The organism is Pandoraea cepalis (assembly GCF_902459625.1).
Taxonomy (GTDB): Bacteria; Pseudomonadota; Gammaproteobacteria; order Burkholderiales; family Burkholderiaceae; genus Pandoraea; species Pandoraea cepalis.
On record NZ_CABPRY010000001.1, the window covers coordinates 1,044,977 to 1,062,234 of the forward strand.

Here is a 17,258-nt window from a genome sequence, read left to right on the forward strand (position 1 = left end):
AAACGGCTCTCGACTTAGTGGGAACGGGTGGGGGTAATGACTTGCGGGGTCGCGTACGCCGGGGCGTGGCTCTCGTTCGTCAACTTGTTGACGACGGCCATGACGACGGCGGAAAGCAGGAAGACACAATGAATGATCACCTGCCACATGATCGTGTGGGGCGTTTGCTGGGCGGCATCGATAAAGGTCTTGAGCAGGTGGATCGACGAAATACTGATGAGCGCCATCGACAGCTTCACCTTGAGCACCCCGGCGTTCACATGATCGAGCCATTCCGGCTCGTCCGGATGGCCTTCGACGCCGAGGCGCGAGACGAACGTCTCGTAGCCGCCGATGATGACCATGATGAGCAGGTTCGAGATCATCACCACGTCGATCAGGCCGAGCACGACGAGCATGATCTGCGTTTCGTCGAACGTCGTGGCGTGCGAGATCAGGTGCCAGAGTTCGGCCAGGAACTTGTAGACATAGACGCCTTGCGCGGCAATCAGCCCCAGATACAGCGGCAGTTGAAGCCAACGGCTGAAGAAGATGATGCGGGGCAGGGGGCGCATCGGCGCGTCGGACGGGCGGCCGGGAGTCGACATGGCGGTTTTGACGAGGTGGTGACAGTGGTCGGCGCTTGCCGCGGCCGACCGGAATTATTGGATACGCAAATCAAAGAGAAGGACATCGGGCGATACGGCGACCCGCTTGCCCGTTACGGATATCGCGTCGCGACATTCGGCCTGGCGGGCATTTTACAACGTCTGGCCGCAGGCGCTGCGTCCGATTCAATCTCGGGCGGGCAATAGCGTTTTGCGTGAACCGGAGCGCGGCAACGCGGCGAGCACGATCCCGGCGACGGTCAGGGCCAGCGCGGCGCCTTGGGCGGCGGCCAGCCGCTCGCCGAGGAAGATCACGCCGTACGCGGTCGCCGCCACGGGCACCATGGCGGTGAAAACCCCCGCGAGTTGAGCGCTGACGTGCCGAATGCCGCGCATCCACAGGAAAAACGAGAAGACACTGGCGGCGAGTCCGTACCAGACGATGAGCGCCCAATGCCCGGGCGTCAGCGCCGCGTAGTTCACGGTCATCAGGCCCGCCACGCCGAAGGGGAGCATCAGCGCGTCGCCGATCAGGTGGGTGTAGGCGCAAATATCGATGGCGGGGAGTTCAGCGGCGAGCCGTTTCGAGACGATCACGTAAATGGCTTCGCAGACCACGGCGCCGAGCACGAGCAGGTTGCCCAGCCAGGCGTTGCCGGCGGCCCCCGGGGCGCCAGCGCCGTGCGTGTCGGCACGCGACAGGTTGAGCAGGGCGACCCCGGCAATCGCCAGTCCGATGCTCACGAGCGTGCGTCGTGACGGGCGTTCGCGCAGCACGCCCCACGACAGCAGGGCGACACAGGCCGGCAGCGTCGCGGTGATGACCCCGGCGGCGGTGGCCGTCGTCATCCGTACGCCCGAGAGCATGAGCAAGGTAAAGAGAAACGTGCCGAAGAACGTTTGCACGAAAAGGTTGCGCCATTGGGGGCGCGTGACGCGTCGCATGGCCGACGGGCGGTAGCGGGGCGCGAGGGCGACGATGGCGATCACGAAGCGCCACAGCGCGAAGGCGGCCACCGGCATGACGGCGACCATGGTCTTGCCGATGCCGACGTTGGCGCCCACGAAGGTCATCGCCAGTGCCAGCGCGAAACTCGGAAAGCGCGCAAACAGGCGGTCGGCGGCTGACCCCGTCGGGGGCGACGGCGTGGGCGGTTGGAACGGAGATGTCGAATTCACGGGCGCTCCGTGCGAGTCCGGGGTGGCGAGTCGGGGGGGATGCGGGTAGGATTGTAGCGAATTCGCCACAGTCTGACGCCATACGGCTGCGCGTTCGCGCGAGTCCCGCGCGCGGCGCGACCACCTCGCGTGCGCCAGTGTAAGGCGTTAGTAAGTCGCTCGTCTTAATGTGACGTTAGCGATCTGTTTGGGCTTGATTGCAATGGTTTTTGCATATCTATAAGAGGGGACAACTCATGGCAGCAATCGAATCGGTATTGCAGGAGCAGCGCGTCTTCGCGCCGCCGCAGGCGCTGGTCGCCAACGCGAAGATCTCCGGCATGCCCGCCTATGAGGCGCTGTGCGCCGAGGCCGACAAGGATTACGAGGGATTCTGGGCGCGTCAGGCGCGCGAAAATCTGGCCTGGCACAAGCCGTTCACGCAAGTCCTCGACGAGACCAACGCGCCGTTCTACACGTGGTTCGCCGACGGTCAGATCAACGCTTCCTACAACTGTCTGGATCGCCAGATCGAAGCGGGCCTGGGCGAGAAGACGGCCATTCTGTTCGAGGCAGACGATGGCACGGTGACCCCCGTCACCTATCGCGACCTGCTCGGACGCGTGAGCCGTTTCGCCAATGCGCTCAAGGCCAAGGGGGTGAAGAAGGGCGACCGCGTGGTCATCTATATGCCGATGTCGATCGAGGGCGTGGTCGCCATGCAGGCGTGCGCGCGTATCGGCGCGACGCATTCGGTCGTCTTCGGCGGCTTCTCGGCCAAGTCGCTCAACGAGCGCGTGATCGACGCCGGGGCGGTGGCCATTGTCACTGCCGACGAGCAGATGCGGGGCGGCAAGGCGCTGCCCTTGAAGGCCATCGTCGACGAAGCGCTCGCGATGGGCGGCTGCGACCATGTGAAGTCCGTGATTGTCTACCGTCGCACGGGCGGCAATGTGACGATGCACCCAGGTCGTGACGAAGTGCTGCAGGATCTCGTCGCCGGTCAATCGGATCAGTGCGAACCGGAGTGGGTCAGCGCGGAGCATCCGCTTTTCATCCTCTACACATCGGGCTCGACGGGCAAGCCCAAAGGCGTGCAGCACAGCACCGGGGGCTATCTGCTGTGGGCATCGCTCACCATGCAGTGGACCTTCGATATCAAGCCCGACGACGTTTTCTGGTGCACGGCCGACATTGGCTGGATCACGGGTCACACGTACATCGCTTATGGCCCGTTGGCGGTGGGCGCCACGCAGATCGTGTTCGAAGGCGTGCCCACGTACCCGAATGCGGGGCGGTTCTGGGAGATGATCGGGCGTCACAAGGTGACCGTGTTCTATACGGCGCCGACGGCGATCCGCTCATTGATCAAGGCGGCCGAGCAGACGCCGGCCGTGCATCCGAAACAGTACGACCTGTCGTCGCTGCGCATTCTCGGTTCGGTCGGCGAGCCGATCAATCCTGAGGCGTGGATGTGGTACTACGAAAACGTTGGCGGCGAGCGTTGCCCGATCGTCGACACCTGGTGGCAGACGGAGACGGGCGGACACGTGATTACGCCGCTGCCGGGTGCCACGCCGCTGGTGCCGGGGTCGTGCACGCTGGGTCTGCCGGGCGTTGCGGTGGCCATCGTCGACGAAACCGGGCAGGACGTGCCCAATGGTCAGGGCGGCATGCTGGTGATCAAGCGTCCGTGGCCGGCGATGATTCGTACGATCTGGGGCGATCCGGAGCGTTACAAGTCGAGCTACTTCCCGTCGGAGTTGGGCGGCAAGATCTATCTGGCGGGGGATGGCTCAATTCGCGACGCCAAGACGGGCTACTTCACGATCATGGGCCGTATCGACGACGTGCTGAACGTCTCGGGACACCGCATGGGCACGATGGAAATCGAGTCGGCGCTTGTCGCCAACCCTCTCGTGGCCGAAGCGGCGGTCGTGGGGCGCCCCGACGACACCACGGGCGAGGCGATCGTGGCGTTCGTGGTGCTCAAGCGTTCACGGCCGACGGGCGACGAAGCCAAGCAACTGGCCATCGAACTGCGCAACTGGGTGGGCAAGGAGATCGGGCCGATCGCCAAGCCGAAGGACATTCGCTTTGGCGACAACCTGCCGAAGACTCGCTCGGGCAAGATCATGCGCCGTTTGCTGCGCGTGATTGCCAAGGGTGAGGAGATTACGCAGGACACGTCTACGCTAGAGAATCCGGCCATTCTGGAGCAGCTCAAGCAGGCGCAGTAAGCGCGGGTTTCGCGGCGGGGCTATGGCAAATCGCTCGCAGACCGGCTCGGCCGGCAAGGCCGACCCGGTGGGCGTCAGCCGGCCGCCGGGGCTTGCTGTCGGTGGCTCGCTGCCCGATGTCGACTGGCATGGGGCGGCCGCCGGCATTGCGGCGCGCCACTGGCGCAGGACATTGCGTTGGGTGGCCGTGCTCATGGCGATCGGCTTCGTGGTGACATTCGTTCCGCAGTTCTGGGCGCGCGAGTGGGCCGAGACGCGATTTGCCGGGTGGCCGCTGCCGTTCTACATGGGCGCCCAGGGTTCGATTCTGGTCGACATCGGTCTGATTGCCGTCTACGCGTGGCTGCAGCGGCGCAACGACGCGCGCTACCATCGTGAGCTGAATGCGTTGCGCGATGCGCATCGAGACAGTCTCGGCCTGGATAGCGACGGGATGGACAACGCAGCGGCGTCTGCGGCATCGCGAAGCGCGTCCTCTCTCGCCCCCTCTCGCGTCGCGTCGGCGCCGACGTCCCGATGAGTTTCACGCGCAGAATGCTGCGCTACTACCTCTATTACACGGCGGGCTTCCTGGCGTTCGTGTTGATGATGGGGCTGCTCGAGCGGGTCAACGGCCCGGGCGTGTGGATCGGCTATGCGTTCCTGTTCGTGACGATTGCCGTGTATGCCGTGATTGGCTTGATCTCTCGGACGTCGGACGCTGCCGAGTACTACGTTGCGGGGCGTCGTGTTCCGCCGGTGTTCAATGGCATGGCGTGCGCGGCGGACTGGATGAGCGCCGCGTCGTTCATGGGGTTGGCGGGGTCGCTTTACGTGTCGGGCTACGATGGCCTGGCGTACGTCATGGGATGGACCGGCGGGTACTGTCTGGTGGCGTTCCTGCTTGCGCCGTATTTGCGCAAGATGGGGCGCTACACGGTGCCGGACTTTCTTGGCACGCGCTACGACAGCAACGTGGTTCGGGCGTTGGGGGTCTTCTCGACGATTCTGTGTTCATTCGTCTATCTCGTAGCGCAGATTCAGGGCGTGGGACTGATCGCGTCGAGATTCATCGGTGTGGAATTCACCATTGGCATTTTCTTTGGGTTGGCGGGCATTCTCGTGTGCTCGTTCCTGGGGGGCATGCGCGCCGTGACGTGGACGCAGGTGGCGCAGTACATCATCATGATCACGGCGTTTCTGGTGCCGACGGCCATGATCGGCCATCAGACTGGTAACGGTTGGTTTCCGCAGTTCAGCTATGGCACGGCGTTGGCGAAAGTCGAGGCGCTGGAGCGCGAGATACAGCAGTCGGTGCCTGAGCGCGAGGTGCGTGATTACTACCGTGAGCAGGCGGAGCAGATGCAGCGTCGGTTGGACGGCTTACCGGACAGCTTTTATGGTGAGCGTGCGGAGCTGGAGCGGCAGTTGCTGGATACGAAGCGTCGCAACGGGCCGTTGCGCGACGTGAAGGTGCTGGAAGCGAAGCTGGAGGCGTTCCCGCGCGACGTCGGCGAGGCGCAGAACCGTTGGTTGGAGATGCGCAATCAGTATGTGGAGCGTAGCGAGCCGCAGCATGCGATGACGGAGCCGTTCCCGGCGCATGACGACGCTACGCGCAACGCGCAGCGCTTGAACTTTCTGTTGCTGATGGTGTGCCTGATGATTGGCACGGCGAGCTTGCCGCACATCTTGACGCGGTATGGCACGACGGCGACGGTGCAGGGCGCGCGTAGTTCCGTGGGGTGGACGCTGTTCTTCGTGGCACTGCTGTATGTGAGTGCACCGGCGTTGGCGGTGATGCTCAAGTATGACGTGCTGCTGCATTTGGTGGGGGCGCGTTATGAGAATCTGCCGGGGTGGGTGATGCAATGGCGGCATGCGACGCCGGTGCAGCTTGATATCTCGGATGTGTACCGCGATGGGGTGGTGCAGTGGGGGGAGATCTGGATGCAGCCGGACATGCTGGTGTTGGCGGGGCCGGAGATCGCGGGTCTACCGTACGTCATTTCGGGGCTGGTGGCGGCGGGGGCGTTGGCGGCGGTGTTATCGACGGCGGACGGGTTGCTGTTGACGATCGCGAATGCGTTGTCGCACGACGTCTACTTTCACATGGTGGATCGCAATGCGTCGAGCCAGAAGCGGGTGACGACGTCGAAGATCTTGTTGTTATGCGTGGCGATGTTTGCGTCGTATGTGACGTCGCTGAACCTGGGGAACATTTTGTTCCTGGTGGGAGCGGCGTTTTCGTTGGCGGCGTCGTGTTTGTTTCCGGCGTTGGTGCTGGGGGTGTTTTGGAAGCGTACGACACGGCTGGGGGCGACGGCGGGAATGGTGAGTGGGTTGTTGGTGTGTGTGTATTACATTGTGACGACGTATCCGTTCTTTACACGTTTGACGGGATTTGTGGGGGCGCGCTGGTGGGGGGTGGATCCGATTTCGGCGGGGGCGTTCGGGGTGCCGGCGGGGTTTGCGGTGGCGATCGTATTCAGCTTGCTGGGTAGGCGTCCGAGCGAGCGCGATCGCCATCTGGTGGACCATCTTCGCCGCCCGTAATGATGCGGGACGGAAGCATTTTTGGCGGGGTTCGTGCGAAAGGGTATGGGATGTTGCCGATGATCTGCTATAATTCGCGACCTTCAGGAGAGATGGATGAGCGGTTTAAGTCGCACGCCTGGAAAGCGTGTATAGGTTAATAGCCTATCGGGGGTTCGAATCCCCCTCTCTCCGCCACAGATAAACAAAGGGCTTCCCGAGTGGAAGCCCTTTGTGCGTTGGCGGCTCGGATGCCCGACGCCATGATTTAACGTGGGCCAGTCAAGACAGCAACATCACCGTCATGGTGCGCGAACCGCGCCATCTTCACTTGCCATTTGCTCCGCCGCGCAACGCATCCAGGAATGCCCGTGCTGCGACAGTCGTCTCGCGGTCCTTTCGGGTAATGAGTCGAAACTCGGCGTGGTGGGTAAGGTGATCCGGGCGTAATGACCGCATCAGGTCTTGCCGGATCCAATGCTGCGCGTAGTGCGTGGGCAGGTAGCCGACAAACTTGCCCGAAAGAATGAGCGTGGCGACGGCCTCCATGTGAAAAACACTCGCGCCGACCTTGAGGTTCGTCAGGATGCCGAACTCTTTCGTCTCCCGTAAATATCCCCGCGCGACATAATCGAGACCACTCAGGCTCTGCATGTCAACGTCATCGGGCGCCAGTGCAAAGAGCGGATGCCCCGCGCCGCAATAAAGCTGAATTTCCTCTCGATACAGCGGCTCATAGATCAGGCCCGGTTGCGTATCTCGAAACGGTCCGATGCCGAGATGGAGCTTTCTCTCCAGCACTCCGACCTCGATCTCCCTGGGAGATTTGATCTCCAATCGGATCTCGAGATCGCGACTCTGTTCCTTGAGCACGCCGATAGCACGAGCAATGCGCGAATGCGTGTCGGTAATCGTGTTGTCCACGACACCGATCGCCAACTCGCCGCTGATCTGGCCGCGTATTCCCCCAATATCCGTGCGGAACACCTCGACAGAATCGAGCAGCCGCTCTGCCGCGCGATAAAGCGAGTGCCCTTCGTCCGTCAGCCGAAACCCACGACGGCCTCGCTCACACAGTCGGATGCCGAGACGAGCTTCAAGGTCGGCCATATGCGTACTGATGGTCGACAGGTTCATGTTCAGCGCAGACTCCGCCGCCGAGAAGCCGCCGCAGTCCGACACTGTTTTGAATATACGTAGCAGACGCAGATCGAAGTCAGTTACTTTGATCATGACAATGGACTCATGGGCCAGGCAAACGAGGGATCGGCACGCAAAGGTGCCGGTAATGCTTCGGAAAATACCAAACTAAAGTTCGAACAATCGTGATTCCATGGGGCGTGCGCAACGGACACACTCGCTTCACGCATCGCTCGATGCCGCTTACCAGTGCGCGTCGGGCGATCAAGTCCGAGACACCCCTTGCCACCCAGGAATTGTCGATGAGAGAAAATAAATTCGCACCCATTACCGGTACCGTCATGCCTCGGTTCTCGGGATTGGCAACACTCATGCGGTTGCCTTACGTCGGCCTTGACGACGAACGCATTCGCGCCGTGGACGTCGGCTTGATCGGTGTGCCTTGGGACGGTGGCACCACCAATCGACCAGGGGCACGCCATGGCCCGCGCCAAGTGCGCGATCTTTCGACGATGGTGCGCAATGTCAATCGCGCGAGCGGCATCAACCCCTTCGAGCTTTGCAATTGTGCTGATCTGGGCGACACCCCGGTGAACCCGGTCGACCTCATGGATTCTCTTGGGCGTATTGCGGCGTTTTACGATGAGGTCTGCAATGCCGGCATCGCGCCGCTGTCCGTCGGCGGCGATCATCTGGTGACGCTGCCGATCTTGCGCGCCGTGGCCAAGCACCGGCCTGTGGGCATGGTGCACTTCGATGCGCATACCGACACGTGGAATCGATATTTCGGCGATAACGCCTACACCCACGGCACGCCGTTTCGGCGCGCCATCGAGGAGGGCTTGCTCGATCCCAAGCGCACGGTACAAATCGGCATTCGGGGCGCGTTGTACAACGACAGCGAGAACGACTGGGGTGAGCGACAGGGCATTCGCGTGATTGATATCGACGAATGCCGCGCGTTGGGTGTCGAGGGTGTCATCGCCGAAGCACGGCGAGTCGTCGGCGACGGTGCAACCTACGTCACTTTTGACGTCGACGCCCTGGATCCGGTGTACGCCCCAGGCACCGGAACGCCGGAAATTGGCGGCCTGACGACCCTCGACGCGCAGCGCATGATACGCGGGCTCCAAGGATTGAACCTGATCGGCGGAGACGTCGTGGAAGTCTCTCCGCCATTCGACCCGAGCGGCAATACGGCGCTGGTGGGGGCGACGCTGATGTTCGAGATTCTCTGTGTGCTCGCGGATAGTATTCGCGGCCGAAAATCACTTTGACCACAGTGGCGGGCGTGGAGGCGGGGCGAGCACGATGCTCGCCAGTCCTGTCCAGCGACGCCGAATTGGGAGAGAAGGCATGAAATACCTGACAAAAATCGTCGGTTCGTTCGTATGCGGTGTGTTTCTGATGGCATGCGGTGTCGCATTGGCCCCGGCCCGCGCAGCCGAGAAGGTCGTCAACGTAGCGTATCAGACGACCTACAGCCCCTGGATTGCCGCGATGGTGAATGGCGCGTTTGAAAAGGCGACCGGCTACCAGATTCACTGGAAGAAGTTCGATTCCGGCGCGGCGGTGATGAGTGCAATGGCGTCCGGCAGCATCGACATCGGTGTGCTGGGATCGAGCCCGCTGGCGGCGGCGGCCAGCCGCGGAATGGACATTCAGTTGTTCTGGATTCTGGAGGACATCGCCGACGCCGAGGCGCTCATGGTGCGTAACGCGGCCAACATCCACTCGCCGAAAGACCTGATCGGCAAAACCATCGCGGTACCGGTGGCCAGCACAAGCCATTACCAGTTGATGTACATGCTCGACAAATGGGGCATCACCCAGCAGGTGAAGCTGGTCAATATGACGCCGACGCAGGCCGCCGCCGCATGGGAGCGAGGCGACGTCGACGGTGCCTTCATCTGGGGGCCGGCGCTCGGCCGGATTCGGCCCACCGGAAAACCATTGATCACGGCCGGGCAGATTTGTGCGCTGGGCCGTTGCACGTTTGAGGGCATGGCCGTGACGAAGGCGTTTGGCGCCGGCAATCCTGAATTCATGGCCAAGTTCATTGCGGTGCTGAACGCGACGAATCGAGACTTCGTAGCGCACCCCGACGCATGGGGTGCCGGTTCGAAGAATATGGCGGCAGTGCTGCGCGGGCTCGGTGGCAATGCCAACGACGCGGCAGAGGAAATGGCACTGTACAAGTATCCGACGTTGGCCGAGCAGGTCTCATGTCAGTGGCTTGGGTGCGGGGAGAAGGGCGGTGCGGCACAAACGCTGAAGTCGACGGCCGAGTTTCTGCTCCAGCAGAAGAAGATCGATGTCGTGAAGTCCGACTATCGGGGTGCGGTGGCGGTCCGGTATCCCGAGGCGGCATCCAGCCTGATGCCGAAATGAACGATTAAGGCGTCGCAACGCGGCCCGGTGCGCTAATCGCCCACGACGTCGGGCTGCGCGCCGGAGCCTCCCGTCGCAAGCCATCACACACGCGAACAAGCTACGGCGGCGTGGCGCGATATACCGAATCGACTTAATTGCCGGTTCATGTCGGGGCGGCGTCGGGAACTGTGCAGACTGTCGACGGGTCGCCGCGTGTTCGCCAGAATCGCAAACTCACCGCTCGTATGGAAAAGTGCGGCGCTAAGGCGATGGCAGGATGCAATCTCTCACCACCCACGGAGGTTGTCCATGAATCCTGTAGGCGCCGCAACGATCAGCATCGTACCGATGGTGCCCAGCACCGAGCATCGGCCTTTGGATCGCCCGAGTGAGCGCTTCATCGCAGATCTCCGGACCGTTGGACTCCAGGCGGCGGGAAGTCTCCGCTCGCCCATGGCGGCATTGGCGGTACGAACGCGTGACGACACCGTGCAACGCTCGCTGCCGCTTTTGTCCGTCAGTAACCTGGTGAACTTGCCAGAGCCGGAACCGGCCGTCGACTTCGCGTTTTTCCGCGAGCCTTTGAAGCAGAACGACACACTTCTAAGTCAATGGGGGGAAGCGGCGAGCGCCGGTAGTCAATCCGAAGCATGGTGCCGATTCGTCGACGACGTCAGTACCCGCTTCTTTAAAGGCAGCCGGAAGCAACGCGTGATGGATGCCCTGATGTTATGCATTGACGTCTTGCCGCCAAATCGTAGAGCAGACGCGCTGGCATGTTTGCTCTCGGATGGTGAGGAGGGTATGGCCGCTGCGGAGGAATTCTGGGAATACATCGGGCTGGATCGAATCCCCGATGCGGACAAGGATCGGGTGCGTGAGTTGATTCGCCAGTATGAAATAGGCATGTAAGCCGCCGCCCCTTTGACGTGCCCGGTGGGAAGCGATACCCCCTCCGCGTTGCGCGGTTCGCTACCCGCCGGGCCCCAAAAAGGGACCTAACCGTCTCCGGCGACAGATCAAGCCTTGCGCGAGTCGCTCTCGGCAGCTTCCTTCGTCGGTTGCGCCACTGGCCCGGGCAAGCCGGTGATCTTCGGCACGCATTCGCGATGGAACCAGACGAGATTGACCGGCTCGCCAGCGAGCAGGCGCTTGACCGGCGGCACAACCTGTTCGCCGATCAGCATGCCGAGCAGCCCGATGAGCGCAACGGCCGGCGGTGCCGGGGAACGCACGCCGAGACCGCCGTAGATGATGCCGACGAGCACGCCGACGCCGAGCGATACGAGATATAGCTTCATGAGGATTCTCCGAACCGTCCGAACGATCAGAACGCCCAGCACGAGCAGCCGAGCGCACCCCAGAAGCCGCTTTCGTCAGACGCCGGCACACTCGACGACCACGCCCTTGCATGCGCATGACCGTGTACCCCGCACGACGTCGCGCATGCACAACTCACGCTCACGTTGAGCACTTGCGGCTGGCGAGGCGAGTAGCCCACGCCATGCCGTGCCGGCGACCAGTCCGGCATGGCGGGCGGGATTTCCGGGGCATAGCGGCCGAAGTCGCCGTCGCCGTAGACGACCTTTCCGCCCAGCAACGTAAGCACCGACGTAATGTCCTGGATTTCGTCTTCCGGCACGCTGAAGTAGTCGTCGGAGAGCACCGCCAGATCGCCGAGTTGCCCGACCTTGATCTGCCCCTTCTTGCCGACCTCCGACGAGAACCACGCGTTGGCTTCCGTCCACAGGCGCAGGGCATCGTCACGATCGAGCAGGTTGCCCGGCGCGGACATGCGCAGCCCGCCTACGGTCTTGCCCGTCACGAGCCAGTAGAGCGAGACCCACGGGTTGTAGGAGGCGACCCGCGTCGCGTCCGTCCCTGCGCCGACCTTCACGCCGCGCTCCAACATGCGGCGGATCGGTGGTGTGGCTTCGGCCGCACGCGCGCCATAGCGCTCCACGAAGTACTCGCCTTGATACGCCATCCGGTGCTGCACGGCAATGCCGCCGCCCAGGGCCGCGATGCGATCGATGTTGCGATCGCTGATGGTCTCGGCATGGTCGAAGAACCAATGCAGGCCGTCGAACGGCACATCCTTCGCGACCTTTTCATAGACGTCGAGCGCGCGGGAGATGGTCTCGTCGTAGGTCGCATGCAGACGCCACGGCCAGCGGTTCTCCGCAAGCAGCCGCACGACCGGTTCGAGATCGCCTTCCATCGAGGGTGGCATCTCGGGCCGCTCGACGCGAAAGTCCTCGAAGTCGGCGGCCGTGTATACAAGCATCTCGCCCGCCCCGTTGTGACGATAGAGATCGTCGCCCTGGCCGGGACTGACTTGCTTGACCCACTGGCTGAAATCCGCGAGTTCGGCCTTGGGTTTCTGCGTGAACAGGTTATAGGCCAGGCGCACCGTGAGCAGCCCCTCGCGATGCAGCGCTTCGATGATGTCGTAGTCCTCGGGGTAGTTCTGGAAGCCGCCGCCGGCATCGATCACCCCTGTCACGCCGAGTCGGTTGACCTCGCGCATGAAGTGGCGCGTCGAGTTCTTCTGATATTCGGGCGGTAGCTTCGGGCCTTTGGCGAGCGTGGCGTACAGAATCGTTGCATTCGGCTTGGCCAGCAGCAGCCCGGTCGGATTGCCCGACGCGTCGCGCACGATCTCGCCGCCCGGCGGGTTGGGCGTGTCCTTCGTATAGCCCACGGTGCGCAGGGCCGCGCCATTGAGAATCGCACGGTCATACAGATGCAGGATGAACACCGGCGTGTCGGGGGCAACGGCATTCAGTTCGTCGATCGTCGGCAGACGCTTCTCGGCGAACTGATGCTCGGTGAACCCACCCACCACCCGAACCCATTGCGGCGCAGGCGTACGGTCGACTTGCGCCTTCAACATGCGCATGGCGTCGGCCAGCGAGCGAACGCCGTCCCAGCGCAGTTCCATGTTGTAGTTGAGACCGCCCCGGATGATGTGCATGTGACTGTCGATCAGTCCCGGGATGACGCGGCGGCCCTTCAGGTCGATGACCTCGGTGCTGCTGCCGGCCAGACGCATCACGTCGTTGCGTGTGCCCACGGCAGTGAACTTCCCGCCGGTGAGCGCCACGGCATCCGCCTGCGGATTGGCGCGATCGAGCGTGGCGAACTTGCCGTTGATGAGAATCAGATCGGGGGTGGGGGCGGACATGGCGTCCCTCCTGTCAGCGAGCGGGCACGGCCGGGATGGCGTCGTGCGGCGTTGCGGTGCGCTGCGCCGCCTTGTGGACCATCGTGTAGGCGTAGTCGACGCCCATGCCGTAGGCGCCCGAATGCTCCTTGACGAGCTTCATCACGGCATCGTACGAGTCGCGATGCGCCCAATCTCGTTGCCATTCGAGCAGCACCTGCTGCCACGTCACGGGCACGACACCCGCCTGCACCATGCGCTGCATCGCATAGTCGTGAGCTTCCTTCGAGGTGCCGCCCGACGCATCGGCAACCATATAGATCTCGTAGCCCCCTTCAAGCATCGCGCACAACGCGAATGTGGTGTTGCAGACTTCGGTCCACAGGCCAGAGACGATAACCTTCTTGCGACCGTTGGCGGCGAGGGCGTCGCGCACCTTTTGGTCATCCCACGAGTTCATCGAGGTGCGTTCCAGCAACTTCTGGTTCGGGAAGACGTCGAGCAGTTCCGGATAGGTAAAGCCCGAGAACGATTCAGTTTCCACCGTCGTGATCGTCGTCGGAATATTGAAGATGCGCGCGGCTTTGGCCAGACCGACCGCGTTGTTCTTGAGTGCTTGACGATCCATCGACTGAACGCCGAAGGCCATCTGCGGTTGATGATCGATGAAGATGAGCTGGCTGTTTTGCGGCGTGAGGACTTCGAGCTTGGGATTCGACATGAGGGGCTCCGGTGGTAATGCGGACATGGGGCGTGATGCCACGGCGGCAGATCTTCCGAAAGCCTATGCCGTTCATGTTGCGCGGACTATCGTCTCTTCGTATTAGCGCCCGTCATCCCTTGCCTGACGCAGTCCGTCCGACGCTGTTTGCCGAAAATAGCGCGGACGTTCGTGCTTTTCTATGGCGTCGAACGTTATGTCCCGCGGCTATCGTATACTCGTGCGCACTGAATCATGACACTGCCTATCCGCATGAACGGGCTTTCGGATAACGATACCGCGACCGTCTACGTCGTCGACAACGAACCGGCGAGCAGAGACACGCTTTGCGCGCAACTCTTCGCCGCCGGCCTATGTGCGCGCGGCTTTGCGTGTGGGGCATCGTTTCTTGCGAGCGAACGTGCTGCCGGGCCTGCGTGCCTTGTGGTCGACATGGATTTCGATGCGGTCGGGAGCGGGTTGGCGTTGCAGCGCGCTCTTGTCGCGATGCGCGATCCGATCCCGGTGGTCTTCATCGCCGATGACGCGGATGTGACGACGAGCGTCCAGGGCATGAAGGCGGGGGCGGTCGACTTTCTCACCAAGCCGTTTGGCGCAGGCGTGTTGCTTGATGCTGTGGGCGTCGCGCTCGCGCAGGATCGTCTGCGCCTCGCACGCGAGAAAGTGAGCACGACCGTCGCCGACCGGGCGCAGCGGCTCTCGCCGCGCGAGCGTGAGGTGATGGCGTTGGTCGCGGCGGGCCGCATGAACAAACATATTGCGGACGAGTTGGGCATCAGCGAAGTCACCGTCAAGATTCATCGCGGCAATGCCATGCGCAAAATGGAAGCCCGCTCCTTTGCGGATCTCGTCATCATGGCGCACAAGCTAGGCATGACGTCCCCCGCGCTTTATCACGGCGGTATTGGCCGAAATCGCCGAGAGACGGCGTAATCGACGGCGCGCGCTTCGCGCACCTTTCATATTTTGTTGCCTCCGTCTCTGGACGCGTCGATTCGCGACACATCGATTCCTGGCGCGCCAACGCCCGACAGATCGACGGTTCGACGCCCAACTGGGCGGCCGGGGGTCGTATGCGCTTTGCACCGTCGTTTGCCGGAAATCTATCCCGCCATCTCCAGCGGCTACGCGACCAGCCGATCTATATATAGAGCGAGATGGCATGGGACGACGTTGCCCTACGCGGCTGCGGATCACTTGTAGACCGTTCTGGCGTGCAAGTATTTTCCGTTGGTGAGGTGCGTGTCGAGCGCCGAACAAGCCGTCAAACGGCGGGGAAGTGTCGCCTCGTTCAAAAAAGTTTCACAAAGGGCTTGCGCGGTTCGTCGAAGGTGTCTAATATTCCGTCTCTCGCAACGACGGCGACGCAGCGAACGCGGCGAAGCGGTGGGGGCGACGGGCTGGAAAGCCCGGTGGTTGGTGGTTTTAGAGCTTGTGAGTCGCTACGGCGGCGAGCGAAGAAGGCGAAAAAAACTGTTGACGACGACGAGAAGCTGCGACATAATCTTGCTTCTCTGCTGCAGATGCAGCGACGCAGAAAACGAAGCGACGGCGCGGTAAGTGTGCGACGAAGCGAAGTTCGATGCGATTGATCTTTAAAAACTAGACAACCGATAAGTGTGGGCACTCGATGAATGGTGCGTCTGCTTCGGCAGATAAGCTTTAAATTTATTGAGGCTCACATAAGTAATAGGTAAGTTAAGTAATTAACTTGTCAGCATACTTTGAGAGCGACCGGTTCGAGTGATTTATCACGAAAAACCGAAAACAGTAACAGGTTTAAACTGAAGAGTTTGATCCTGGCTCAGATTGAACGCTGGCGGCATGCCTTACACATGCAAGTCGAACGGCAGCACGGGTGCTTGCACCTGGTGGCGAGTGGCGAACGGGTGAGTAATACATCGGAATGTACCTTGTAGTGGGGGATAGCTCGGCGAAAGCCGGATTAATACCGCATACGCTCTGAGGAGGAAAGCGGGGGACCTTCGGGCCTCGCGCTACAAGAGCAGCCGATGTCAGATTAGCTAGTTGGTGGGGTAAAAGCTCACCAAGGCGACGATCTGTAGCTGGTCTGAGAGGACGACCAGCCACACTGGGACTGAGACACGGCCCAGACTCCTACGGGAGGCAGCAGTGGGGAATTTTGGACAATGGGCGAAAGCCTGATCCAGCAATGCCGCGTGTGTGAAGAAGGCCTTCGGGTTGTAAAGCACTTTTGTCCGGAAAGAAATCCTCTGGGTTAATACCTCGGGGGGATGACGGTACCGGAAGAATAAGCACCGGCTAACTACGTGCCAGCAGCCGCGGTAATACGTAGGGTGCAAGCGTTAATCGGAATTACTGGGCGTAAAGCGTGCGCAGGCGGTTTTGTAAGACGGATGTGAAATCCCCGGGCTTAACCTGGGAACTGCATTCGTGACTGCAAGGCTAGAGTATGGCAGAGGGGGGTAGAATTCCACGTGTAGCAGTGAAATGCGTAGAGATGTGGAGGAATACCGATGGCGAAGGCAGCCCCCTGGGCCAATACTGACGCTCATGCACGAAAGCGTGGGGAGCAAACAGGATTAGATACCCTGGTAGTCCACGCCCTAAACGATGTCAACTAGTTGTTGGGGATTCATTTCCTTAGTAACGAAGCTAACGCGTGAAGTTGACCGCCTGGGGAGTACGGTCGCAAGATTAAAACTCAAAGGAATTGACGGGGACCCGCACAAGCGGTGGATGATGTGGATTAATTCGATGCAACGCGAAAAACCTTACCTACCCTTGACATGTACGGAATCCTGCTGAGAGGTGGGAGTGCTCGAAAGAGAACCGTAACACAGGTGCTGCATGGCTGTCGTCAGCTCGTGTCGTGAGATGTTGGGTTAAGTCCCGCAACGAGCGCAACCCTTGTCCTTAGTTGCTACGCAAGAGCACTCTAGGGAGACTGCCGGTGACAAACCGGAGGAAGGTGGGGATGACGTCAAGTCCTCATGGCCCTTATGGGTAGGGCTTCACACGTCATACAATGGTCGGTACAGAGGGCTGCCAAACCGCGAGGTGGAGCTAACCCCAGAAAACCGATCGTAGTCCGGATCGCAGTCTGCAACTCGACTGCGTGAAGCTGGAATCGCTAGTAATCGCGGATCAGCATGTCGCGGTGAATACGTTCCCGGGTCTTGTACACACCGCCCGTCACACCATGGGAGTGGGTTTTGCCAGAAGTAGGTAGCCTAACCGTAAGGAGGGCGCTTACCACGGCAGGATTCATGACTGGGGTGAAGTCGTAACAAGGTAGCCGTAGGGGAACCTGCGGCTGGATCACCTCCTTTCTAGAGCATGCACTGGAAGTTGAGTGTTCACGCTTATCGGTTGTT

13 protein-coding genes, 1 tRNA gene and 1 rRNA gene are annotated in these 17,258 nt (G+C 61.5%); 9 read left to right on the forward strand and 6 right to left on the reverse strand.

Features of this window, described 5'->3' with window-relative positions; all coding sequences use genetic code 11:
* Window positions 1-14: 14 nt before the first annotated feature.
* Together PCE31107_RS04815 and PCE31107_RS04820 are read right to left on the reverse strand one after the other, a co-directional pair.
* Window positions 15-587: a TIGR00645 family protein gene (locus PCE31107_RS04815; protein ID WP_130025019.1), complete on the reverse strand. Its 573-nt coding sequence runs from the start codon at window positions 585-587 to the stop codon at window positions 15-17.
* A gap of 186 nt (window positions 588-773) precedes the next feature.
* A complete protein-coding gene (locus tag PCE31107_RS04820) occupies window positions 774-1,700 on the reverse strand; it encodes a DMT family transporter (RefSeq protein ID WP_281352550.1) in 927 nt (308 codons plus the stop codon).
* A 302-nt stretch (window positions 1,701-2,002) separates the two neighbouring features.
* Between PCE31107_RS04820 and acs the strand changes: the two genes are divergently transcribed.
* The 4 genes from acs to PCE31107_RS04840 all read left to right on the forward strand — a co-directional run bounded on the left by acs (window position 2,003) and on the right by PCE31107_RS04840 (window position 6,697).
* Entirely contained in the window at window positions 2,003-3,985 is a 1,983-nt protein-coding gene (gene acs, locus PCE31107_RS04825) for an acetate--CoA ligase (RefSeq protein ID WP_150606788.1), read from the forward strand.
* Window positions 3,986-4,007: 22 nt separating this feature from the next.
* Complete coding sequence (locus tag PCE31107_RS04830) at window positions 4,008-4,505, forward strand: DUF4212 domain-containing protein (RefSeq protein WP_150606790.1); 498 nt, start codon at window positions 4,008-4,010, stop codon at window positions 4,503-4,505.
* Window positions 4,502-6,520 carry a sodium:solute symporter family protein gene (locus tag PCE31107_RS04835; protein WP_174966539.1) on the forward strand — a complete coding sequence of 673 codons (2,019 nt, stop codon included), beginning with the start codon at window positions 4,502-4,504 and terminating at the stop codon, window positions 6,518-6,520. Before PCE31107_RS04830 ends, PCE31107_RS04835 begins: the two co-directional genes overlap by 4 nt.
* A gap of 86 nt (window positions 6,521-6,606) precedes the next feature.
* Window positions 6,607-6,697: transfer RNA gene (locus PCE31107_RS04840), tRNA-Ser, on the forward strand.
* Between the two features lie 129 nt (window positions 6,698-6,826).
* On the opposite strand, the gene PCE31107_RS04845 is transcribed toward PCE31107_RS04840, so the two are convergent.
* Entirely contained in the window at window positions 6,827-7,732 is a 906-nt protein-coding gene (locus PCE31107_RS04845) for a LysR family transcriptional regulator (protein ID WP_150606792.1), read from the reverse strand.
* Window positions 7,733-7,941: 209 nt separating this feature from the next.
* Here PCE31107_RS04845 and speB point away from each other — a divergent pair, with 209 nt between their 5' ends.
* The 3 genes from speB (at window position 7,942) to PCE31107_RS04860 (ending at window position 10,924) form a co-directional block, all read left to right on the forward strand.
* On the forward strand, window positions 7,942-8,916 hold the full coding sequence (gene speB, locus PCE31107_RS04850) for an agmatinase (protein ID WP_130025029.1): 975 nt from the start codon (window positions 7,942-7,944) through the stop codon (window positions 8,914-8,916).
* A gap of 79 nt (window positions 8,917-8,995) precedes the next feature.
* Window positions 8,996-10,030, forward strand: coding sequence for a taurine ABC transporter substrate-binding protein (gene tauA, locus PCE31107_RS04855; protein WP_150606794.1), 1,035 nt, complete (start codon window positions 8,996-8,998; stop codon window positions 10,028-10,030).
* A 291-nt stretch (window positions 10,031-10,321) separates the two neighbouring features.
* Complete coding sequence (locus PCE31107_RS04860) at window positions 10,322-10,924, forward strand: hypothetical protein (RefSeq protein ID WP_150606796.1); 603 nt, start codon at window positions 10,322-10,324, stop codon at window positions 10,922-10,924.
* A gap of 107 nt (window positions 10,925-11,031) precedes the next feature.
* Here PCE31107_RS04860 and PCE31107_RS04865 read toward each other — a convergent pair whose 3' ends face one another.
* Genes PCE31107_RS04865 through PCE31107_RS04875 form a run of 3 tightly spaced genes read right to left on the reverse strand, consistent with a single transcriptional unit; the run spans window position 11,032 to window position 13,899 of the window.
* Window positions 11,032-11,313, reverse strand: a complete 282-nt coding sequence (locus PCE31107_RS04865; RefSeq protein WP_017231632.1) for a XapX domain-containing protein — start codon at window positions 11,311-11,313, stop codon at window positions 11,032-11,034.
* Between the two features lie 26 nt (window positions 11,314-11,339).
* Window positions 11,340-13,199 carry an amidohydrolase gene (locus PCE31107_RS04870; RefSeq protein WP_150606798.1) on the reverse strand — a complete coding sequence of 620 codons (1,860 nt, stop codon included), beginning with the start codon at window positions 13,197-13,199 and terminating at the stop codon, window positions 11,340-11,342.
* 13 nt (window positions 13,200-13,212) lie between these two features.
* Window positions 13,213-13,899 (reverse strand): hydrolase, encoded by a 687-nt coding sequence (locus tag PCE31107_RS04875; RefSeq protein ID WP_017231634.1) that lies wholly within the window; start codon window positions 13,897-13,899, stop codon window positions 13,213-13,215.
* Window positions 13,900-14,133: 234 nt separating this feature from the next.
* On the opposite strand from PCE31107_RS04875, the gene PCE31107_RS04880 reads away from it, so the two are divergent.
* On the forward strand, window positions 14,134-14,832 hold the full coding sequence (locus PCE31107_RS04880; protein ID WP_206100069.1) for a response regulator transcription factor: 699 nt from the start codon (window positions 14,134-14,136) through the stop codon (window positions 14,830-14,832).
* 848 nt (window positions 14,833-15,680) lie between these two features.
* A 16S ribosomal RNA gene (locus PCE31107_RS04885) occupies window positions 15,681-17,213 on the forward strand.
* The last annotated feature ends 45 nt before the right edge of the window (window positions 17,214-17,258 follow it).